This is a genomic window from Sphingomonas montanisoli (assembly GCF_008274695.1).
Classification (GTDB): domain Bacteria; phylum Pseudomonadota; class Alphaproteobacteria; order Sphingomonadales; family Sphingomonadaceae; genus Rhizorhabdus; species Rhizorhabdus montanisoli.
Genome location: NZ_VTOU01000002.1, coordinates 486,952 through 506,190 on the forward strand (window position 1 = coordinate 486,952; position 19,239 = coordinate 506,190).

Annotated in this window: 21 protein-coding genes and 1 tRNA gene; 13 read left to right on the forward strand and 9 right to left on the reverse strand. The window is 65.3% G+C overall.

The annotated features are described in order from the left end of the window. Positions 1–17: 17 nt before the first annotated feature. The 5 genes from FYJ91_RS08015 to FYJ91_RS20550 form a co-directional block, all read right to left on the reverse strand. Positions 18–2,450 (reverse strand): PAS domain-containing protein, encoded by a 2,433-nt coding sequence (locus tag FYJ91_RS08015; RefSeq protein WP_149521742.1) that lies wholly within the window; start codon positions 2,448–2,450, stop codon positions 18–20. 76 nt (positions 2,451–2,526) lie between these two features. Beyond that, entirely contained in the window at positions 2,527–2,919 is a 393-nt protein-coding gene (locus FYJ91_RS08020) for an SRPBCC family protein (protein ID WP_149521743.1), read from the reverse strand. A 58-nt stretch (positions 2,920–2,977) separates the two neighbouring features. Then, a complete protein-coding gene (eda, locus tag FYJ91_RS08025; protein ID WP_149521744.1) occupies positions 2,978–3,580 on the reverse strand; it encodes a bifunctional 4-hydroxy-2-oxoglutarate aldolase/2-dehydro-3-deoxy-phosphogluconate aldolase in 603 nt (200 codons plus the stop codon). Further along, positions 3,581–5,479, reverse strand: a complete 1,899-nt coding sequence (locus FYJ91_RS08030; protein WP_149521745.1) for a hybrid sensor histidine kinase/response regulator — start codon at positions 5,477–5,479, stop codon at positions 3,581–3,583. Between the two features lie 99 nt (positions 5,480–5,578). Further along, positions 5,579–5,944: a hypothetical protein gene (locus FYJ91_RS20550; protein ID WP_181008398.1), complete on the reverse strand. Its 366-nt coding sequence runs from the start codon at positions 5,942–5,944 to the stop codon at positions 5,579–5,581. A 300-nt stretch (positions 5,945–6,244) separates the two neighbouring features. Here FYJ91_RS20550 and FYJ91_RS08040 point away from each other — a divergent pair, with 300 nt between their 5' ends. Beyond that, the gene (locus tag FYJ91_RS08040; RefSeq protein ID WP_149521746.1) at positions 6,245–6,940 is read left to right on the forward strand and encodes a 2OG-Fe(II) oxygenase; all 696 of its coding nucleotides are present in this window, start codon (positions 6,245–6,247) and stop codon (positions 6,938–6,940) included. Between the two features lie 154 nt (positions 6,941–7,094). On the opposite strand, the gene FYJ91_RS08045 is transcribed toward FYJ91_RS08040, so the two are convergent. Further along, on the reverse strand, positions 7,095–8,411 hold the full coding sequence (locus FYJ91_RS08045; protein ID WP_181008399.1) for an APC family permease: 1,317 nt from the start codon (positions 8,409–8,411) through the stop codon (positions 7,095–7,097). A 259-nt stretch (positions 8,412–8,670) separates the two neighbouring features. Here FYJ91_RS08045 and FYJ91_RS08050 point away from each other — a divergent pair, with 259 nt between their 5' ends. The 4 genes from FYJ91_RS08050 to FYJ91_RS08065 all read left to right on the forward strand — a co-directional run bounded on the left by FYJ91_RS08050 (position 8,671) and on the right by FYJ91_RS08065 (position 11,518). Next, positions 8,671–9,852, forward strand: a complete 1,182-nt coding sequence (locus FYJ91_RS08050; protein WP_149521748.1) for a CaiB/BaiF CoA transferase family protein — start codon at positions 8,671–8,673, stop codon at positions 9,850–9,852. Positions 9,853–9,986: 134 nt separating this feature from the next. Further along, positions 9,987–11,045, forward strand: coding sequence for an aromatic ring-hydroxylating dioxygenase subunit alpha (locus FYJ91_RS08055; protein WP_149521749.1), 1,059 nt, complete (start codon positions 9,987–9,989; stop codon positions 11,043–11,045). 53 nt (positions 11,046–11,098) lie between these two features. Further along, positions 11,099–11,172: transfer RNA gene (locus tag FYJ91_RS08060), tRNA-Gly, on the forward strand. A 139-nt stretch (positions 11,173–11,311) separates the two neighbouring features. Beyond that, positions 11,312–11,518, forward strand: coding sequence for a hypothetical protein (locus FYJ91_RS08065; RefSeq protein WP_149521750.1), 207 nt, complete (start codon positions 11,312–11,314; stop codon positions 11,516–11,518). A 26-nt stretch (positions 11,519–11,544) separates the two neighbouring features. Here the strand turns inward: FYJ91_RS08065 and FYJ91_RS08070 are convergent, their stop codons facing one another. Then, positions 11,545–11,727 carry a hypothetical protein gene (locus FYJ91_RS08070; protein ID WP_149521751.1) on the reverse strand — a complete coding sequence of 61 codons (183 nt, stop codon included), beginning with the start codon at positions 11,725–11,727 and terminating at the stop codon, positions 11,545–11,547. Between the two features lie 129 nt (positions 11,728–11,856). Between FYJ91_RS08070 and deoA the strand changes: the two genes are divergently transcribed. The 6 genes from deoA (at position 11,857) to rutA (ending at position 16,833) form a co-directional block, all read left to right on the forward strand. After that, entirely contained in the window at positions 11,857–13,185 is a 1,329-nt protein-coding gene (deoA, locus tag FYJ91_RS08075; RefSeq protein WP_149521752.1) for a thymidine phosphorylase, read from the forward strand. Positions 13,186–13,255: 70 nt separating this feature from the next. Next, entirely contained in the window at positions 13,256–13,990 is a 735-nt protein-coding gene (gene rutB / locus FYJ91_RS08080; protein ID WP_149521753.1) for a pyrimidine utilization protein B, read from the forward strand. Continuing rightward, positions 13,990–14,433: a hypothetical protein gene (locus FYJ91_RS08085; RefSeq protein ID WP_149521754.1), complete on the forward strand. Its 444-nt coding sequence runs from the start codon at positions 13,990–13,992 to the stop codon at positions 14,431–14,433. Before rutB ends, FYJ91_RS08085 begins: the two co-directional genes overlap by 1 nt. Positions 14,434–14,437: 4 nt before the next feature. Next, the gene (gene rutC / locus FYJ91_RS08090; RefSeq protein ID WP_149521755.1) at positions 14,438–14,824 is read left to right on the forward strand and encodes a pyrimidine utilization protein C; all 387 of its coding nucleotides are present in this window, start codon (positions 14,438–14,440) and stop codon (positions 14,822–14,824) included. Beyond that, positions 14,821–15,612, forward strand: coding sequence for a pyrimidine utilization protein D (gene rutD / locus FYJ91_RS08095; protein WP_149521756.1), 792 nt, complete (start codon positions 14,821–14,823; stop codon positions 15,610–15,612). Before rutC ends, rutD begins: the two co-directional genes overlap by 4 nt. Before the next feature lie 147 nt (positions 15,613–15,759). Beyond that, entirely contained in the window at positions 15,760–16,833 is a 1,074-nt protein-coding gene (gene rutA, locus FYJ91_RS08100; RefSeq protein WP_149521757.1) for a pyrimidine utilization protein A, read from the forward strand. A 4-nt stretch (positions 16,834–16,837) separates the two neighbouring features. On the opposite strand, the gene FYJ91_RS08105 is transcribed toward rutA, so the two are convergent. Continuing rightward, positions 16,838–17,446 (reverse strand): flavodoxin family protein, encoded by a 609-nt coding sequence (locus tag FYJ91_RS08105; RefSeq protein ID WP_149521758.1) that lies wholly within the window; start codon positions 17,444–17,446, stop codon positions 16,838–16,840. Positions 17,447–17,523: 77 nt separating this feature from the next. On the opposite strand from FYJ91_RS08105, the gene FYJ91_RS08110 reads away from it, so the two are divergent. Continuing rightward, on the forward strand, positions 17,524–18,006 hold the full coding sequence (locus FYJ91_RS08110; protein ID WP_149521759.1) for a YbaK/EbsC family protein: 483 nt from the start codon (positions 17,524–17,526) through the stop codon (positions 18,004–18,006). A 115-nt stretch (positions 18,007–18,121) separates the two neighbouring features. After that, entirely contained in the window at positions 18,122–19,006 is an 885-nt protein-coding gene (locus tag FYJ91_RS08115; RefSeq protein WP_149521760.1) for a CPBP family intramembrane glutamic endopeptidase, read from the forward strand. Here FYJ91_RS08115 and FYJ91_RS08120 read toward each other — a convergent pair. Then, positions 19,003–19,194, reverse strand: a complete 192-nt coding sequence (locus FYJ91_RS08120) for a hypothetical protein (protein ID WP_149521761.1) — start codon at positions 19,192–19,194, stop codon at positions 19,003–19,005. The genes FYJ91_RS08115 and FYJ91_RS08120 overlap by 4 nt on opposite strands. Positions 19,195–19,239: the final 45 nt, after the last annotated feature.

A 19,239-nucleotide genomic window follows, 5' to 3' on the forward strand; every position in this document is an offset into this window, starting at 1 on the left:
CTCCCGCCGGGAAAGGATTATCGCAGCCCCGCCAGCGCCTCGGCCAGATCCGCCTCGCGAAACGGCTTGGAGAGGCGCGGGATATCCGGCGCGATGCCGTCGACATCGGCATAGCCCGAGATGATCAGCACCGGCATCGCCGGCCAGCGCGCCCGGATCAGCGCGGCGAACTCGGCACCCGAAAGTCCTGGCATCAGGTGGTCGGTGACGATCAGGTCGAAGCCCGCATCCGTTTCGAGCATCGCCAGCGCCATCTGCGCGTCGGCCGCCTCCTGCGTCTCGTAGCCCAGGCTTTGCAGCATGTGGACGGTCGTCATCCGCACAACAGCCTCGTCATCGACGACGAGCGCGCGACCGCTGAAGGCGGTTTCGGTGGCGCGGGCCGTCACATCGGGCGTTGCGGTGGGGAGGATATCGCTCGCGGGCAGCCACAGGTCGATCCGCGTCCCTTCGCCCGGCGCGGTCTCGATGGTCATGGCGCCGCCCAGCTGGAGCGCGAGGCCGTGCACCATCGACAGGCCCAGCCCCGTTCCCTTGCCGATCCCCTTGGTCGAATAGAATGGCTCGATCGATCGGGCGGCGGTCTCGGCGTCCATGCCGACGCCGGTGTCGATCACCGACAATCGCACATGCGGCCCGTTACGATCGACGATCCCGGTGGTGATCGTCAGCACGCCACCCTCCGGCATCGCATCGCGGGCGTTAACGCACAGGTTCAGGATCGCCATTTCGAGCTGGTTGGGATCGACCAAAGCGGGCGGCAGATCGGGGGCGAGTTCGGTCGCCAGCCGGATCTGCGGGCCGCAGGTGCTGACCAGCAATTCGGTCATTCCGCCGACGAGCGCGGCCATGTCGACCGGCGAAGGCTGCAGCGGTTGGCGCCGCGCGAAGGCCAGCAGCCGTTGGACGAGCATCTTGGCGCGCTCGGCCGATTGCAGCGCGCCGTCGATCAGCCGCATCTCGCGCGTGCCCATGCCGGCCTTGCGCTGCAGCAGGTCGAGACTGCCCATGATCGGGGTGAGCAGATTGTTGAAATCGTGCGCGACGCCGCCGGTCAGCTGGCCCATCGCCTCCATCTTCTGGCTCTGGCGCAGCGCCTCGTGCATCTGCGCCATCTCCGCCTCGGCTCGGACCCGCTCGCTGATGTCGGTGCCCATCTGATACGCGCCCAGCGTATGGCCGTCGGTATCGCGCAACACGTTGAAGCGCATTTCGTAGGTACGCTGTTCGGCGACGAAATTGGGATCGCCGAAGGCGGCGACCATCAGGAATTCCTCGCCCGACAGCGCGCGCGCCCACATGGCTTGGATATTCTCGCGTTCGGTGGGGTCGTCGATCAGGTCGAGGATCGGATCGCCCACTTCGGGCCGCGCGCCATAGATCGCCTCGAACTCGTTCGCCGCTGCGCGATTGATGCCCAGCCAGCGATAGTCTGGCCCGATGATGTTCACCAGGCTGTCGGTTTCCTCGATGATGCGCGCGATCAGGTTGCGTTCTTCGGTGCGCTCGCGCACGCGCGCTTCGAGCGTGGCGTTGAGCGCGGCGAGCGCGTCCTGCGCCGCGCGCCGTTCGGTCACGTCCTGCACCACGCCCAGGAAACGGAACGGGCGGCCGGTCTCGTCATTCTCGAATTCGCCGCGTCGTTCGATGCAGCGGATCGTGCCGTTGTCGGGGCGCCGGATGCGATATTCGACGTGCAGGTCGGCCGAACCGTCGCCGCGCTCGCTCGCACCCGAAATCTTGTCGCCATCGGCGGGGATGACGAGGGCCTCGATCATCGATGCCGGAATCACGGCCGCGGCGGGCAGGCCGAACAGGCGGAAGAATTCGGGCGTGCCGCGCAGTTCGTTGGTGGCGATGTCGATCGTGAACAGCCCGATCCGGCCCGCCTGCTGCGCGCGGCGCAGCCCCTCCTCGGTCTGGGCGAGCGCGGCCGACGCGATCCTGCCGGCGCGGTCGCGCAGCACATGCTCGGTCGTTTCAGTCGCGATGCAGGTCACGCCCCGGATCACGTCGTCGACATCGTGAACGGGCGAATAGGAAAAGGTCCACCACGTATCGACAGGCGCGTCGCCACGCGCGAGCGGCATGTGGACATCGACGACGCGGATCGCTTGCCCGCCCAATGCGCGGCGATAGAGCGGGGCAAGCTGCGGAAAGGCCTTGGCCCAGACGGTGTCGAACCGCATCCCCATGCCTTCGCGCGCACGCGGCCCGATCACCGGCAGGCACGCGTCGTTGAAGAACAGGATCGGCGGTTCGCCCCACAGCAGGAACATTGCTTCCGGCGAGGCCAGCATGTTGCGCACCATCATGCGCAGCGAGGGCGGCCATGCCTCGGGCGGACCCAGTGTGTGACCCGTCCAGTCGATCGCATCGAGAAGGGCGGCGGCGGTGCCGTCGCTGTGCCAGTCGAAATGGCCATCTGATAAGGGCGTCGAAGCGGCCATCGTCCCCAGGCTCCGCGCGATGACATGCGTTTGCGCGAACATTCTTGTTTTACGCGCAGATGCTCACGCGAAGCAATCAGCCTTCGAGCAGCGCCTTGAGCGTATCGAGATCCTTTTCGACCATCGTCGCATCATCTTCGAAGGTCGCGTCGTCCATGTCGGGCTGGCGGAACAGCCACAGGCTCACTTCGGTCCCGTCGCCATTCGCGATCATCCGCAACGGGATGTAGATATCCTGCCCGCCCGGCAGCAGGACGTGATGGTCGAGCACACCGAAATCGTTGCGCGGCGAAAAGCGCACTTCCGCTTGACCCGCTTGTGTCGCGGCGACCCAGCGATCGCCATCGCGGTGCAGGCTGCTCGCCATGCCGGCGGCCCACTGCTCGAAAAATTCGGGCGGATGCGCGCGCTCATACGCGTCTTCGAACGGGCAGGCGATCGAGCGCGTGATGATGCGGACGTCGTGCATGCGCGGTGAAACGCAGGAAACCTTCGCTTGATCCTCCCCCCTTGCGGGGCAGGATGATCTACCGCCCCAGCCCCGCCGCCTCGCGCGCCAGCCGTTCCGTTTCCTCGGCCGTCTTGCCGACCACCCAGCTCCCGCCGACGCACAGCACCGGTTCGAACGCCAGCCAATCGGGCGCAGTCGCGGCGCTGACGCCGCCAGTGGGGCAGAAGCGCGCCTCGTGGAAGGGGGCTGCGAGCGCCTTCAGCGCCTTCAGCCCGCCAGACGTTTCGGCGGGGAAGAATTTGAAGTGGCGCAGCCCCAGTTCGTAGCCGCGCATGATGTCGCCCGCGGTGGCGGTGCCGGGCAGGAAGGGGATGCCGCTTTCGACGATCGCCTTGCCCAGCCGCTCGGTCAGCCCCGGCGTCACGATGAACTCGACCCCCGCATCGGCCACCTTGCGCAGCTGTTCCTCGCTGACCACAGTGCCCGCGCCGACGACCGCGCCGGGCACCTTTTTCATCTCCTGGATCGCCTCGATGGCGGCGGGGGTGCGCAACGTCACCTCCAGCGCGGTGATCCCGCCCTTTACCAGCGCTTCGGCCATCGGGCGCGCTTCGGCTGGGTCGGAAATGACGATCACCGGCACGACAGGTGCCAGGCGCATGATCCGTTCGATACCCATCTACACGCGTTCCCTTGATTGACAGCTAAGTCCCAATGCTTGCCCTATGGCGGCGGCGAGCGATGCCGCGCCATAGGGTTTCTGCACGATCGCGAAGCCCGCGGCCTCGCCATTGGTCACTTCGCGCGAATAGCCGGTGGCGAGCAGGACGGGCTGCTCTGGCTTGTCGATCCGCAACCTGCGCGCGAGATCGAGCCCGCTTTCCCCCGGCATCACGATGTCGGAAAAGACGATGTCATAGCCGTGATCGGCCAGCATCGCCTCCGCCTCGGCGACCGACGCGACGGGGGTCACGGTTGCGCCCAGTTCGCGCAGCATCGTGGCGGCGAACTGGCGGACATTGGTATTGTCCTCGACCAGCAGCACGTTCAGCCCGTCCCAGCTTGCTCCGCCGGTTACGCTTTCGGCGGGTGCGGTGGGCACCTGGTCCGATCGCGGCAGGATCAGGGACAACGTGGTGCCTTCGCTCAGCGTCGATGCGACTTCGGCGTGGCCGCCTGTCTGCGCCGCGAAGCCGTGGATCTGGCTCAGCCCAAGTCCGGTGCCCTTGCCGACGGGCTTGGTCGTGAAGAAGGGTTCGAACACATGCTCGATCAGTTCGGGCGCGATCCCCTCGCCGTTGTCGCGGATCTCGATGCGGACGTCTTCTCCGTCATTGCGCGCGGAGATCACGATTTCGCCGCCACCGGGCATCGCGTCGCGCGCGTTGAAGGCGGCGTTGACGATCGCGGTCTCCAGTTCGGCGGCGTCGGCTTCGATCGGATGGACGTCGGACGCGATGTCGAGCGATAGGCGGATGTCGCTGCCGATCGTGCGCGCCAGCACTTCGGATATGGCGTCGAGCCGCAGGTTGAGGTCGAGGACTTCCGGCCGCAGCGCCTGCCGACGGCCGAAGGCGAGCAGCTTGGCGGTCAGCGCGGTCGCGCGATCGGCGGTGTCGACGATCGCATTGGCATAGCGCAGGCGTCGCTCGTCGCTCAGCTCTGGCTTCAGCAGCAATTCGGCGGATCCGCGCACCACCGTCATCAGATTGTTGAAATCGTGCGCGATCCCACCTGTCAGCTGGCCCAGCGCCTGCAGCTTCTGGCTCTGGAACAATTGGGTTCGTGCTTCCTCCAGTTCGTCGGCGGCGCGGCGCTTTTCGGTGATGTCGCGGGTTATCTTGGCGAAGCCGACCAGTTCGCCCGTCTCCCCATAGATCGGATCGATGACGACGCTTGCCCAGAAACGGCTGCCGTCCTTGCGCAGCCGCTCCGCCTCGCGCTCATATTTCCCTTCGGTGCGCGCCGTCGCGAGCGCGAAGGCGGGTTCGCCGCGGTCGCGGTCTTCCTGCGTGTAGAAGCGGCTGAAATGCTGGCCGACGATCTCCTCGGCGCGATAGCCCTTGATCGCCTCCGCACCCCCATTCCAGTTGGTCACGATGCCGTCGGCGTCGAGCATATAGATCGCATAGTCGCGCACGCCCTGCACCAGCATGCTGAAGCGCTGCTCGCTTTCGTACAGCGCGCGCTGCGATGCGCGGCGTTCGGTGACGTCGCGGGTGATCTTGGCGAAACCGAGCAACGCGCCGTCCTCACCGCGGATCGGATCGACGACGACATGGACCCAGATTTCGGTTCCGTCCTTGCGGACCCGTATGCCCTCGTCCTCGAAGCGGCCTTCGCGTTCCGCCGTTTCCAATATCTGTCGGGGGCGCCCGACTGCGAGATCGGGTGCAGTGAAGAAACGCGCGAAATTCTGCCCGATGATCTCGGACAGCTCATATCCCTTGAAACGTTGCGCACCCGGATTCCAGGTCAGCACCACCCCAACGGGATCGAGCATGTAGATCGCGTAGTCGCTGACCGCGTTGACCAGCAACTGGTAACGCTGCTGCGTCGCGAGAGCGTCGAAATCCATCGAGCGATCATATCCCCTGGCCAGCCCCCAACCCCTCTGGCCGCCAAGTGAAGGACGGCCATCTTACGCGCTGTGCGGCTCACGGCAACATGGTCGGCGTTAAATATCGGGGGAGGGCGTTCTGCGGTCGATCGCGCGCGCCGCGAAGAAATCGATGGCGGTCACCGCCGCGACGATGCCGATCGCGATCAACGCACCCTTGCGGCGGGTATTGGGCTGCGCGGCGACCACGCCCAAAGTCGCCAGATCGCCCAGATCGGCGGCGAAGCGTGCCCAGACCGGCTTGCTGCTCGCCGGGTTGGCGATGCCGGCGATCCCCGTCCCGATCTCGCGCAGGCCCGCCGCCTGGAAGATCTTCGCATCCGCGCCCACGCTGGTGCCCAGCATATAGGCGTACAGCGTATCGAAAAATCCGAACGCCACGCTGGCGGTGCCGATGGTGCGGCCGATCGTTGCGGCCTGCATCAGCGCATCCCCTCGACAGCGGCGTGCGACGATCCTGTCCCGGTTGGCATCCCGTATCTCCTTCGCCGATACAAGCGCACAGGGACGAAAGGCGTTCCGCCTTTTGGGGGCGGAACGTGGCGCAGCGGTCGTGACTTAACCTATGTAAGTCAGTGAGATGCCCTAACGTAAATCCTCCCATGTAAGGAAGGGGGGCGGCGCAGCCGGTGGAGAGGTAGCTCCTCCGTCCGGGAGAGGGTTTCTCGGGTTTCACCGCAAGGATCGAGAAGTGGCTATGCTCCGGCCTGCTATGCTGCGGGTATGACGATCGATGACTATGACTGGACCGCCATCGCCCTTAGCCTCGACGAGAAGGGCTGGGCCGTCCTGCCCGCCCTGCTCGACCCCGCCGACTGCGACGGCATCGCTGCGATGTACGCCCCGTCGCCCGCCTTTCGCAGCCATGTCGTGATGGCCCGCCACGGCTTCGGTGTGGGCGAGTATCGGTATTTTGCCTATCCTCTCCCCCCGCAGGTCGCGGATTTACGGGCGGCGCTCTACCGCCGGCTGGTCGGCCGGGCGAACCGGTGGCACGAACGGATGGATTTCGCCGAGCGCTTCCCCGCCGATCATGCCGCCTTCCTCGAACGTTGCCATGCCGACGGGCAGGTGCGGCCGACCCCCTTGCTGCTCCGCTACGGTCCGGGCGACTATAATTGTCTCCACCAGGATCTGTACGGCGATCACGTCTTTCCGCTGCAGGCCGCCGTCCTGCTGTCGGCGCCGGGCGTCGATTTCGAAGGCGGCGAGTTCGTCCTGACCGAGCAGCGCCCGCGCATGCAGTCGCGCGTGTCGGTGGTGCCGCTGGCAAAGGGCGATGCGGTCATCTTCGCGGTCAACGCCCGCCCGCGCGCCGGATCGCGCGGCGACTATCGCGTGACGATGCGCCACGGCGTTAGCGAGATCCGCGCCGGGCAGCGCCACATGCTCGGCCTCATCTTCCACGATGCGCGCTGAGGGGCTGTCCTACACGCGCCTATCGGACCACTACGGCGCCATGCCGCATTTTAGAGACCTCTCCGCATCTGTTTCGCGGGGACGTGTGATGAGAGTCTCTCGCAGTGACGTAGTGACAACTTCCACAACTTCCGGCGTGGTTCGATCGCCCGAATCAGGCCGCGCGCTTCACCTTCGCCTGCGCCCAATAGAAAGCGACGCTGCCCATCACGACGATGACGAGGCCGGCAATCTCCGCCCATTCGGCAAGCGCGGTCAGCACGATCATGCTCACCATGCCCAGGATCGCGGCGGCGCCCATGCCGCGAAAGCCCAGCGGCTTGCCGAACAAAGCGACGCCTTCGCGGCTCAGCTTCCACGCGGCGGCGCAGGCGAGGAAGTAGAGGCCAGCGGTGGCGAGGGTCGACAGGATGGCCAGCGGCTCGAACGTGCCGGTGATCGCCAGCGCGGCGGCGATCGCGGCGTGGATGATGATCGCGATGAACGGGGTCGCATTGCGCGGGTGGAGCGTGCCCAGGAAACCCGGCAGCGTTCCGTCGCGCGCGAAGGCGAACAGGATGCGCGGCGCGCCGAACAGATCGCTGCCGATCCATACGAGGCGGGAGAAGGACGCACCGATCAGGATGACGAGGCCCAGGCCCGGGCTCACCACCGCCATCGCGTCGGCGATCGGAGTCGCCGATCCCGCGAGCCCCGGCCCGAGCAGCCCCTGTGCCACGAACTGGATCGCGACATAGAAGACCACGACGAAGCCCATCGAGATGAACAAGGCGCGCGGGATCGTCTTCTGCGGCTCCGCCACCTCGCCGCTGACCGCGAGCGGCGTCTCCATGCCGCAGAATGCGAACAAGGCGAGGATGATGGCCTTGCCGAAATTCTCGCCGGTCGCGGGCGTATAAGCATGCGCCGGCATCTCCGCGATCGTCACCGCGCCCAGGATGACGAACAGCAGCAGCGGGACCAGCTTGATGGCGGTCATCACCCCGATCGCGCGCGCGGCCGGATCGACACCGCGGATGTTGAGCCAGGAAAAGCCGACGATCACCGTAAGGATGATCGCCGTACGCGCCGATATCGTATCGAGCGCAGGCACGAAGGCGCCGATCCCGTCGGCCAGCGCCGCCGCGATGCCGCCGCACGCCAGCACGCTCGCCAGCCAGGTCAGCACGCCTGTCACGAAGCCCCACAGCGGGCCGAACGCCGCATCGACATAACCATAAGCGCCGCCGCTGGTCGGGATCCGGCTCGCGGCCTCGGCGAAGCAGATGACGACGGCGGCCATTGCGATCGCGCACAGCACATAAGCCAGCGCCGCCTTGTCCCCCGCCGCTGCGGTCATCGCCGACGGCAGCGAGAATATGCCTGCGCCTACCACGCCGTTGATGATGCTGAACGCCAGCCCCCAGGTGCCCACGGCGCGGATCAGTCCGCGGTCGCGCGCGACCTCCTGTGCTGCCACGTCGGTCGTCACGGTGTCGGTCAGGTCGGCCTCCCCCCAAAGGCTGTGCGGATTTGGGCAGCTTGCCTTGATTTTCGCGGGTCGGCAACCGATCGACTTCCCTCAACCCAACCCCGCTCATCTCGAGCGAAGTCGAGAGATGTCGACAAGGGCTGTCCGCGCGAACGTGTCTCGACTTCGCTCGACACGAGCGGAGTGAGAGGTGAATAGAGTTGCCTCTATTGCTCCGGCTCTGTTAGCCGCGACGGGAAGACAGATCGGAGGGGATCGGATGAATCAGGTGTTGGCGGGTGTGCGGGTGCTCGATTTCGGGCGCTTCATCGCGGCCCCCTGGGCGGGGGCGATCCTGGCCGACATGGGCGCCGAGGTGATCCGCGTCGAAAAGCGCGAAGGCGGCGAGGATCGCTATGTCCAGCCGGTCGCCCCCAGCGGCGGCGCGACCTTCCTCCAGTGCAACCGCAACAAGCAGTCGGTGACGCTCGATACGACCACGGAGGAGGGCAAGGACATCCTTCGTCAGCTGGTCGCCACCGCCGACATCGTCATCGCCAACATGCCCGACGCCGCGATGCGCGCGAACGGGCTGGATTATGATGCGTTGAAGGCGGTGAAGCCCGACATCATCCTCGCCAGCGCGACCGCCTTCGGCAATGGCGGCCCCTATAGCGATCGGGTCGGATTCGACGGGGTGGGGCAGGTGATGTCGGGCGGCGTGTGGCGCTCGGGCCTGCCCGAACAGCCGATCCGCTCGGTCGTCCCCTATGTCGACTTCGGCACCGCCATGTCACTCGCGATCGGGACGATGATGGCCTTGTTCCACAAGCGGACGACGGGGCAGGGCCAGCATGTCGAGGCCGCGTTGCTGCCGGTCGCCTTGATGATGACCAACGGCATGTTGATCGACCAGGCCGTCCTGAATTCGAACCGTCCCCGCGTCGGCAATGCCGGTACGGCGGCGGGCCCATGCGATCTTTACAAGCTCAGCGACGGCTGGATGCTGATGCAGGTCTCCGGCCAGCCGATGTTCAAGCGCTGGTGTCGTCTGATGGGGCGTGAGGAATGGTTCACCGATCCGCGCTTCCTCACCGATGAGCTGCGTGCCGATCATGGCGACATCCTCAACGGCGCGATGCAGGCTTGGTGCGATGGTAAGACCACCGCCGAAGCCGTCGCGCTGCTCGATGGCGCGCGCATCCCCGGATCGCCCCTGCTCACCCCGCAGGGCGCGATCGACGATCCGCATGTCCAGGCGATGGGGTTCCTGAAGCCGATGGACTATCCCGGCATGCCCGTCGCCGCGCCGGTGATCGAGACGCCGTTCCGCCTGTCCGAAACCCCCGGCACGATCCGGATGCGCGCGCCGACCTTGGGCGAGCATACCGACGAGGTTCTCGGCGCGCTCGGCTATGATGCGACGGCGATCGCGGGACTGCGCGAGCGGGCGATCATCTGACACCGTATATTCGCTATTTCGAACAAACATTCCCGACTGTTGACCCGAATCGCTCTTTCATCGAAAAAGGGGGTGTGACGAATAGGATTCGGTGCGGCCCCCAGGGCAGTGGCGCGCCGTCGGGAGAGCGAAAAATGCCGTTTCTGCGCAATGCCTGGTATGTGATCGGCTTCCAGACCGAGTTCAGCGAAAAGCCGATCCGTCGCCAGATTCTCGGCGATTGGCTCGCGATCTTCCGCGATGAAAATGGTGCGATCTGCGCGGTCGAGGATCGCTGCCCGCACCGTTTTGTCCCGCTGTCGATGGGCAAGGTCGAAGGATCGCAGATCCGCTGCGGCTATCACGGCCTCGCCTTTTCGGGTCATGACGGAAGCTGCACCGATCGCCCGATGGACGATGAAGGCCCGATCCCGCCCAAGCTGTGCATCAAGGCTTATCCGACCGTCGAAAAGCACCTCGTCGTCTGGGCGTGGATGGGCGCGAAGGAAAAGGCCGATCCCGCATTGATCGCTGATTTCGGGCTGCTCGATCATCCGGATTTCAAGTCGGTGCCCGGCTATATTCACATGAAGGCCAATCAGGGTCTGATCGCGGACAATCTGCTCGATCTCAGCCACGTTCAGTTCCTGCATCCGCATATCGCGAGCCAGGGCGATCTCAGCCAGTTCCAGAATAAGGTCGAAACCGACGCGACGAATGTCTGGTCGCGCCTCTACCGGCCCAGCGTCATCCCCAACATGTTCCAGAAGAAGATGTGGGGCTCTGCCTCCGAACGCGGTGACAGCTATGGCGATGTCCGTTTCTCGGTGCCCGGCAACATCATGGCCTATACTTCGGTGGTCGAAGAGGGCGCACCCTGGGACAGTGGCCTGATGGTCCCCTCGGCGCACCTGCTGACACCCGAAACCGAATATTCGACCCACTATTTCTGGACCGCCGGCCGCAACGCGCTGCAGGAGGACGAAGCGCTCGACAAAATCCTGCACGACGCGGTGTATGAGGTCTTTTCGACCCAGGACGGCCCGATGATTGAGGCGCAGCAGGAGGCGATGGGCCAGAGCACCGACTTCCTCGCGCACAATCCCGTCATTCTGAAGCCTGACGCCGCCGGCATCCGCGCCCGTCGCATGATGAACAAGCTGATCCGCGAGGAGCAGGCCGGCGAGAATCTGAGCGCCGTCGCCGCCGAATAACCGCCACCCACGTTGACCGCCCGCCCGCGCCTGTGGCAAGGGGCGGGCGGATCGCGGGTGTAGCTCAATGGTAGAGCAGCAGCTTCCCAAGCTGAATACGAGGGTTCGATTCCCTTCACCCGCTCCATCACAACCATACATCTGAGGCCGATAATCCACGCCCTTCGGGCGGCGAATTGTTGCATCGTTGAAATGTGGCGCAATCGGGCTGCAAATGCCCGGGGCCATCCCTGCCTGCCTCACCCGCAGAGCAAGGGAAGCACGCCATGCTGCAAACGCATCCGGGAACTGCCTTCGACGTCGACCCGAAGAAGCACAGCGCAATAGCGTGCGAGAATGGGCGGCATTCGGCGGTGGCGCGGGTGCACGATGCGGTGTCGGGCGTAAGCTATGCCGAATGCCGCCACTGCGGATGCAAGCTGATGCGCACGGCGGCGGCGCGGCGCTGGTATCGAACCGGCGTGATGGGTTAGGCGCCCGCCGAAGCGGAAAATAGGGCTCAGGGCAGGTGCGGCGTGCCCCGTTCGACTGCGGCGAGCAGGTGATCGAGCCGTTCGACCGTCACGTCGTCGCCTTCCTTCACAGCCTTTTCGATGAGATGGACGATGTGTGGAATCGCATCGGATCCATAAAGTTTGATGATTTCAGCAGCTTGTTCGTCATGACCGTCTGGCTGGCCCATATCGCCCTCTGTTGCAACGCGACATCTCCCGGGCGCGGAACAGTTCGTCCCTTTGCCATATCTTTGCCAAACAGCATCCGGCCGGGTAGGGATGCTGATCCCGTTTACATGGATGCAAGCTGAACGGAGATGAGCGGAATTTCCCCGATTACCGACATCATTCGCCGCAAGCGTGACGGCCATGCGCTGACGGCTGACGAGATTGGACTGGTCGTGCGGCGCCTCGCCGACGGGTCGCTGCCGCGCGAGCAGGCGGCGGCGCTGGCGATGGCGATCTTCCTGAACGATATGGACGCGCGCGAGACGGCGGCGCTGACCGCCGCGATGGCGCGATCGGGGACGATGATCGACTGGACGGGGCGGCTCGACGGCCCCGTGCTCGACAAGCATTCGACCGGTGGGGTGGGCGACAAGGTCAGCCTGATGCTCGCGCCGATCATCGCGGCATGCGGCGGCTTCGTGCCGATGATCGCGGGACGCGGCCTCGGCCATACCGGCGGCACGATCGACAAGCTGCAAAGCATTCCCGGCTACGATCCGTTCGCCGGCATCGATCGTTTCCAGCAGGTGGTGGCCGATGTCGGTTGCTCGATCGTCGGGCAGACTGACGATCTCGCCCCCGCAGATCGCATGATGTACGCGATCCGCGACGTTACCGCGACGATCGAGTCCACCCCGCTCATCACCGGATCGATCCTGTCGAAGAAGCTCGCGGCGGGGCTCGACGGGCTGGTGATGGACATCAAGGCGGGCAGTGGCGCGTTCATGTCCGACGATGAAGAAGCGCGGGCGCTGGGCAATGCCATCATCGCCAGCGCGCGTGAGGCCGGATTGCCCGCGCGTGCGCTCGTTACCGATATGGACGAGACGCTGGGCCATGCCGCGGGCAACGCGCTCGAGGTGATGGAGGCGGTCGCCTATCTGCGCGGCGATGTACGCGAGGCGCGACTACATGGGGTTACGGTGGCGCTGTGCGCCGAAGTGCTGGTGATCGGTGGCCTTGCGTCGGACATTGAGGCTGCCGAGGCGAAGGTCGAAGCGGTGCTGGCGAACGGCGCGGCGGCCGAGCGCTTCTCGAAAATGATCGCGGCGCTGGGCGGACCGGCGGATCTGTTCGACCGCCCCGAGGCGCATCTGGCGGCGGCGCCCGTCATACGGCCCGTTCCGGCGCCCGCATCCGGCTGGCTCGCAAAGGTCGACGGCAAGGCGGTGGGCGAGGCGATCATCGATCTGGGCGGCGGGCGGCGGCGCGTCGACGACGTCGTCGATCCTCGCACGGGTTTTGCCGATGTGGCCGCGATCGGCACGCGGTTCGAGGTAGGCGATCCGGTCGCGTTCGCCCACGCAGCGAGCGAGGATGCGGCCAATCGGGCGGTCGATGCCTATCTGGCGGCCTGCACGTTCGACGATGCTCGCCCGGCCGATCGACCGCTGGTGCGGATGGTGTTGGGGCGCTGACACGCGAGGGGCTTGCGCCCGCGGTCATCTTCGGGTCACATTCGCACTTGCAGCACGAAAGGGCCGCGAGATGAGCGTTGAGCCGGGCATTGTCGATCGGGGCGTCGCGGATGGGCCGCGCACCGTCACCCTGCCGGCTCGGCCCGAAGGGCTGCGGATCAGCGCGGACGACACCGCGGTCGTCGTGATCGACATGCAGAATGCCTATGCGACCGAAGGCGGCTACGTCGACCTCGCGGGCTTCGACATTGCGGGCGCAGCCGGGGTGATCGGGAAGATTGGCGCCGTTCTCGATACCGCGCGCACGGCGGGCGTGCCGGTGATCTTCCTGCAGAACGGCTGGGACGCCGATTATGTCGAGGCGGGGACGCCGCAATCGCCCAATTATCACAAATCGAACGCGCTCAAGACAATGCGCGCGCGGCCAGAGCTCAAGGGGAAATTGCTGGCGCGCGGCGGCTGGGATTATGAACTGGTCGACGCGCTGACGCCCAAGCCCGGCGACATCCGCGTCCACAAGACCCGCTACAGCGCCTTCTTCAATTCGCAGCTCGATAGCATCCTGCGCTCGCGCGGCATCCGCAACATCGTCTTCGTCGGGATCGCGACCAACGTCTGCGTCGAAAGCACGCTGCGCGATGGCTTCCACCTCGAATATTTCGGGATCATGCTGGAGGATGCGACCCACCATCTCGGCCCGCCGATGATGCAGGAAGCGACCGTCTATAATGTCGAGAAATTCTTCGGCTGGGTTTCGACCGTGGCCGATTTCTGCGGCAGCTTCGGGCAGATCGAGAAAGCCTGATGCGGTGGCGCTCCGCATCCCTGCTGGTTGCGGCGGGATGGACGTGGGCCGGCGTCGCGCAGGCCGCACAGCAGAGCGCCGAAGAGTATGTGCGCTCAATCTATGAAGTGCTGCCCGACAGCGACTGGACCAAGCTCCATTACGCCCCGAAGCTCGATGTGCTGATCCGGCGTGATCAAGCGTGCGCCAAGGCGACGCGCGCGATCTGCCGGCTCGATTTCGATCCTTTGTGCGGGTGCCAGGATTTCGCCGGCGACTATCGGCTGGAAAGCATCCGATCTTTGTCCGCTGCCAAGGTCGAAGTCGTGATCGACAATGGCGGACGGCAGGTCGTCACAATCGATCTGGAGCCGCTGGGCGCGCGCTGGGCGATCGCCGACATCCATCACAAGGACGTTCCCAGCCTTGTCGCGCTGCTGTCGCGCGACGTGTCAAAGGAGTAAAGCGTTGCCGTTCGAGCCGATCAATCCACCCCAATTTCCCACCCCGATCGCGCCTTATTCGAGCGGCGCAAAGGCCGGGAACACGCTCTACGTCTCGGGCATGCTCGCGCTGGGTGAGGGCGGGGTGGCATTGCATGTCGGCGATGCGGCGGCGCAGACGCGGCATGTGCTGGACGCGATCAGGACGACGGTGGAGGCGGCGGGCGGCAGCATGGCCGACGTCGCATTCAATCACATCTTCCTGAAGGATTTTGCGAATTATCCCGCGATGAACGCGGTCTATGCCGAATATTTTCCGGGCGCGAAGCCCGCGCGCTACTGCATCAAGGCCGATCTGGTGAAACCCGATTGCCTGGTCGAGATCGCCAGCGTCGCGCACCTGCCCGCATGAGCGTCTCCGGGGGGCTTCACTGGGAAGCATTTGGGCAGCCAGGTGCCGAGCCGCTGATCCTGTCGGCGGGGTTGGGCGGATCAGGCAGTTATTGGCAGCCGAACATCGCCGCGCTGGCGCGCGATTATCGCGTGATCGTCTATGATCATCGTGGGACCGGGCGATCCGATCGCACGCTCGACGGGCCGGTCAGCGTCGACACGATGGCCGACGACATCATCGGGCTGATGGACGCGCTGGGGATCGAGAAGGCGCATTTCGTCGGCCATGCGGCCGGTGGCGTCGCGGGCCTGGCGCTGGCGCTCAAGGCGCCGCAGCGGCTGTGCCGGCTGGTGGTGGTCAACGGCTGGTCCAAGCTCGATCCGCATTTCGCGCGCTGCTTCGACATCCGGCTGGAAATCCTGCGCAACGGCGGCCCCCGCGCCTATCTGCGCGCGCAGCCTCTGTTTCTCTATCCGGCGGAGTGGATTTCGCGCCATCTGGGGCACATAGACGACGAGATCGAGGCGCAGCTGGCGAGCTTCCAGGGGCCGGAAAATCTGTCAAAGCGGATCGCGGCGCTGCGCCTGTTCAACATCGACGCGCGGCTGGGCGAGATCGGCGTGCCGACGCTCGCACTCGCGGCCGAGGATGACATGCTCGTGCCGGCCAGCTGCTCGCAGCGTATCGCCACCGGCATCCGTGGCGCGCGGCTCACGCTGTTGCCCAAAGGCGGCCATGCCTGCAACGTGACGGTGCCCGAACGGTTCGATGATATCGTGCTGCGTTGGCTGAAGGCGTTCGATTGAGTTAGTTTCTTATCCTCCCCCGCCAGGGGGAGGTGTCAGCTTCAGCTGACGGAGGGGGAGGGCGGCGACCAATCTGAGGGTTCGTGTCCTCCCCCTCCGTCGCCTTCGGCGCCACCTCCCCCTGGCGGGGGAGGAGAAAGGAATGTCATGCAGGTCGGGGTCTTCGTTCCCATCAACAACAATGGCTGGCTAATCTCGACGACGTCGCCGCAGTACAAGCCGAGCTTCGATCTCAACAAGGAGATCGCGATCCGCGCCGAAAAGCACGGGCTCGATTTCCTGCTGTCGATGATCAAGCTGCGCGGGTTCGGCGGAAAGTCCGAATTCTGGGAATATGGGCTGGAAAGCTTCACGCTGATGGCCGGCCTCGCGGCGGTTACCGAGAAGATCAAGATTTTCGCGACCTGCCCGACGCTGATCATCCCGCCAGCGTTCGCCGCGCGCATGTGCAACACGATCGATTCGATCAGCCACGGCCGCTTCGGGCTGAACCTGATCACTGGATGGCAGCCGCCCGAATATACGCAGATGGGGGTTTGGCCCGGCGACGAGCATTTCAGGAACCGGTACAAGATGCTCGATGAATATGCTGGCATCCTGCGCGAATTGTGGGCGACCGGTGTCTCCGATTTCCAGGGCACCTATTATCAGATGGAGGATTGCCGCGTCCGCCCGCAGCCGACCGGCGACATGAAGATCATCTGCGCCGGCAGCTCGGACGAGGGGCTCGCCTTCTCGGCCAAGTGGGCGGACTATGCCTTCTGTCTGGGCAAGGGCGTCAATACGCCGACCGCCTTCGCCTCCAACAATGAACGGCTCGCGCAGGCGACCGCGAAGACCGGGCGCGACGTTTCGATCTTCGTTCTTGTGATGATCATCGCGGCGGAAACTGACGAGGAAGCCTTCGCCAAGTGGAAGCACTATAATGACGGCATCGATCTGGACGCGATCGACTGGCTCGCCGATCAGGGCGCGAAGGACACCCACAACACGACCACCAACGTCCGCCAGCTCGCGGCGCCCGAAGGTGCGATCAACATCAACATGGGTACGCTGATCGGCAGCTACGAAAGCGTCGCAAGGATGCTCGACGAAATGGCCGTGGTGCCGAATACGGGCGGCGTGCTGTTGACTTTCGATGACTTTATCGAGGGGGTCGAGGCGTTCGGCACGCGCATCCAGCCGCTGATGAAGTGCCGGCAGGGGATAGGGGGCGCCTGATCCTCTATCCTGGGAAGGGTTTGTCATTCAGCAGTTTCGCCAGATGCACCGCGTTGTTCGCCACCATTTTAGCGGTCTCCGTCACCTTGTCGGGCGTCTTGGGCAGATCCTGAAAGTCGGTCGATCCCATCGCCTCGCCGACCCAGTAGCAGGCGGCGACCGGGGGGATCGTCCAGCCGACATCGTTGAGCGCCTGGAAGATCAGCGCCGAGCTGGCATGCGCGCCGTCCTCGTTGCCGACGATGCCGACCACCGCGAGCTTAGAGTAGCTCGGCATCCGGCCCTGGTCATCGGTCTCGCCGAGGAAGGCGTCCATCCGCTCCATCGCGCTTTTGGCGATGCTGGAGGGCTGGCCCATCCAGATCGGGGTGCCGAACAGCAGGATGTCGGCGGCGAGGATCTTCGTACGCACGCCGGGCCATTCATCGCCGGCGCCCTCGTCGGAACTGACACCCGGCTTGATGTCGAGAGCAGCCAACCGGATCGTCGGTGCCATCGTGGCGCCTGCGGCCTCGAAGGCTGTGCCCATCACCGCGATCATCGCGTCGGTCGAACTCTTCTTCGACGAATCGGCCTTGAGCGTGCAATTGACGGGCTGGACGACGATCGGCATTTCGGCACTCCTTGGCATGAGGGGGAAAGGACGCCGAAAGAGGTGTCCGGTTCCGTGGACCTGGGAGCGATGACAGCATGACGATCGAAAGCGTTCGCGCCTTCCTCGCCGAACATGCGCCCGATGCCGAGATCATCGATCAGGGCGCCAGCACCGCGACGGTCGAGGAAGCCGCGGCCACGCTGGGCGTCGAACCGGGGCGGATCGCCAAGACCCTGTCGGTGCGCGTCGGTGATCGCGTGGTGCTGGTGGTTGCGCGCGGCGATGCGCGGCTCGACAATCGCAAGGTCAAGGATGCGCTCGGCGGGCGGCCGCGCATGCTGGGTGCGGAGGAGGTGGAGACGCTGACCGGACATCCGGTCGGCGGCGTCTGCCCGTTCGGCCTCGCCACACCATTGGCGGTCTATTGCGATCATTCGCTGCGCGATTTCGATCTGGTCTTTCCGGCCGCCGGATCGCGCACCAGCTCGGTCCGGATCACGCCCGATCGGCTGGCCGCCGTCACCGGCGCAACTTGGGCCGACCTGTGTCGAGCGCCCGAAACCGTCGCCAGCAACTAAACGGTTTCTGCTCCGTTACGATTGGCCGTGTCGCCTTGTCAGGCGATGCTGCTTGTGACTTGATGCACAGCAAGGGGTTGCGACACCGGATATAAGCCCGGGCGTGGGGGTGAATATGGGGAAAATCGCGGGCGACGACCGGCCGATCGACGACCGGCACAGGGGTCGCAAGACCATCCTCAAATTCTTCATCCTCGTCGCGGTCGCGACGTTGATCGTGATGGGCTGCATCGAAGGTGCGGGTGCCTTTCTCGACGGACATCCCGCAATCGAAGCGAACCCGCCGCTGGCCGATATCCTGTTCACGCTCGCGGTGTTCGTGCCGCTTGCCCTGCTCGCTCTGGTCGGCTGCGCCTTTTCGCGCGTGCGGCCGCAGGTGGGCGCCCATCCGGCGCGCTGGATCGGTCCCTCGCTCGCGATGGGGGTGGGCGGCGTTGTGATCGGCATGGGCTATGCCTGGTTGCGCGGGGGGCTGAGCGGGGGCGGATCAGGTGGCGGGATCACCCTGTGGTGGTGGGGCGGCACCTTCCTGATCCTGTTCCAGACGATGACCGAGGAGGTCTATTTCCGCGGCTGGATGCAGCCGGTGCTCGAACGCGTGTGGGGCGGGGCGGCGGCGGTGCTGCTGACCGCGTTGGGCTTTGCGGTGGTGCATCTGGCGAGCGGCCCGCGTCCGCCGCTGACGCTGTTCAACATCTTCCTGGCGGGCGTCTTTTTCGGCCTGCTGACGCTGCGGTCGCGCGGCCTGCTCGCGGCCTGCGCGGCGCATTTCGCGTGGAACTGGAGCGAACAGCTCGTCCTCGGCCTCGATCCCAATCCGGGCGTCGGATCGTTCGGGGCGCTTTACGATTTCGAACTGGCGGGGATGCCGTGGTGGGGCGGATCGACCGAGGGGCTCAATATGAGCCTGGGCACCAGCTTCGTCCTGCTCGCCTTCATCTTGCCGCTGGCGGTGTGGCGCTTCGGCGCGAAGCCCGTCGCAGTGGCTCTGCCGGCTTAGTGCGACAGCAGTGCAGCGGTGGCGCCGAGCGCGAGGATCAGGCCCGATCCCCCAAGCGACATGGCGAAGCGTGATATCTGACCGCGTTCCATCATCGCCGGCGCGGGCTCCGCGGCGGGGCCGACATCCCAGGTCTTGGGATCGAACGACAGATCGAAATCAGATGACCAACCCGATTCGTCACCCATGACGCCTACTCCTGCTACTAATCACGAAGCATTTGCTGCTTTTTC

Excerpts from the sequence above, each read along its gene's own strand:
- FYJ91_RS08015 (WP_149521742.1), bottom strand. The coding sequence starts at position 2,450 with ATGGCCGCTTCGACGCCCTTATCAGATGGCCATTTCGACTGGCACAGC.
- FYJ91_RS08020 (WP_149521743.1), bottom strand. The coding sequence starts at position 2,919 with ATGCACGACGTCCGCATCATCACGCGCTCGATCGCCTGCCCGTTCGAA.
- eda (WP_149521744.1), bottom strand. The coding sequence starts at position 3,580 with ATGGGTATCGAACGGATCATGCGCCTGGCACCTGTCGTGCCGGTGATC.
- FYJ91_RS08030 (WP_149521745.1), bottom strand. The coding sequence starts at position 5,479 with ATGGATTTCGACGCTCTCGCGACGCAGCAGCGTTACCAGTTGCTGGTC.
- FYJ91_RS20550 (WP_181008398.1), bottom strand. The coding sequence starts at position 5,944 with ATGCAGGCCGCAACGATCGGCCGCACCATCGGCACCGCCAGCGTGGCG.
- FYJ91_RS08040 (WP_149521746.1), top strand. The coding sequence starts at position 6,245 with ATGACGATCGATGACTATGACTGGACCGCCATCGCCCTTAGCCTCGAC.
- FYJ91_RS08050 (WP_149521748.1), top strand. The coding sequence starts at position 8,671 with ATGAATCAGGTGTTGGCGGGTGTGCGGGTGCTCGATTTCGGGCGCTTC.
- FYJ91_RS08055 (WP_149521749.1), top strand. The coding sequence starts at position 9,987 with ATGCCGTTTCTGCGCAATGCCTGGTATGTGATCGGCTTCCAGACCGAG.
- FYJ91_RS08065 (WP_149521750.1), top strand. The coding sequence starts at position 11,312 with ATGCTGCAAACGCATCCGGGAACTGCCTTCGACGTCGACCCGAAGAAG.
- FYJ91_RS08070 (WP_149521751.1), bottom strand. The coding sequence starts at position 11,727 with ATGGGCCAGCCAGACGGTCATGACGAACAAGCTGCTGAAATCATCAAA.
- deoA (WP_149521752.1), top strand. The coding sequence starts at position 11,857 with ATGAGCGGAATTTCCCCGATTACCGACATCATTCGCCGCAAGCGTGAC.
- rutB (WP_149521753.1), top strand. The coding sequence starts at position 13,256 with ATGAGCGTTGAGCCGGGCATTGTCGATCGGGGCGTCGCGGATGGGCCG.
- FYJ91_RS08085 (WP_149521754.1), top strand. The coding sequence starts at position 13,990 with ATGCGGTGGCGCTCCGCATCCCTGCTGGTTGCGGCGGGATGGACGTGG.
- rutD (WP_149521756.1), top strand. The coding sequence starts at position 14,821 with ATGAGCGTCTCCGGGGGGCTTCACTGGGAAGCATTTGGGCAGCCAGGT.
- rutA (WP_149521757.1), top strand. The coding sequence starts at position 15,760 with ATGCAGGTCGGGGTCTTCGTTCCCATCAACAACAATGGCTGGCTAATC.
- FYJ91_RS08105 (WP_149521758.1), bottom strand. The coding sequence starts at position 17,446 with ATGCCGATCGTCGTCCAGCCCGTCAATTGCACGCTCAAGGCCGATTCG.
- FYJ91_RS08110 (WP_149521759.1), top strand. The coding sequence starts at position 17,524 with ATGACGATCGAAAGCGTTCGCGCCTTCCTCGCCGAACATGCGCCCGAT.
- FYJ91_RS08115 (WP_149521760.1), top strand. The coding sequence starts at position 18,122 with ATGGGGAAAATCGCGGGCGACGACCGGCCGATCGACGACCGGCACAGG.
- FYJ91_RS08120 (WP_149521761.1), bottom strand. The coding sequence starts at position 19,194 with ATGGGTGACGAATCGGGTTGGTCATCTGATTTCGATCTGTCGTTCGAT.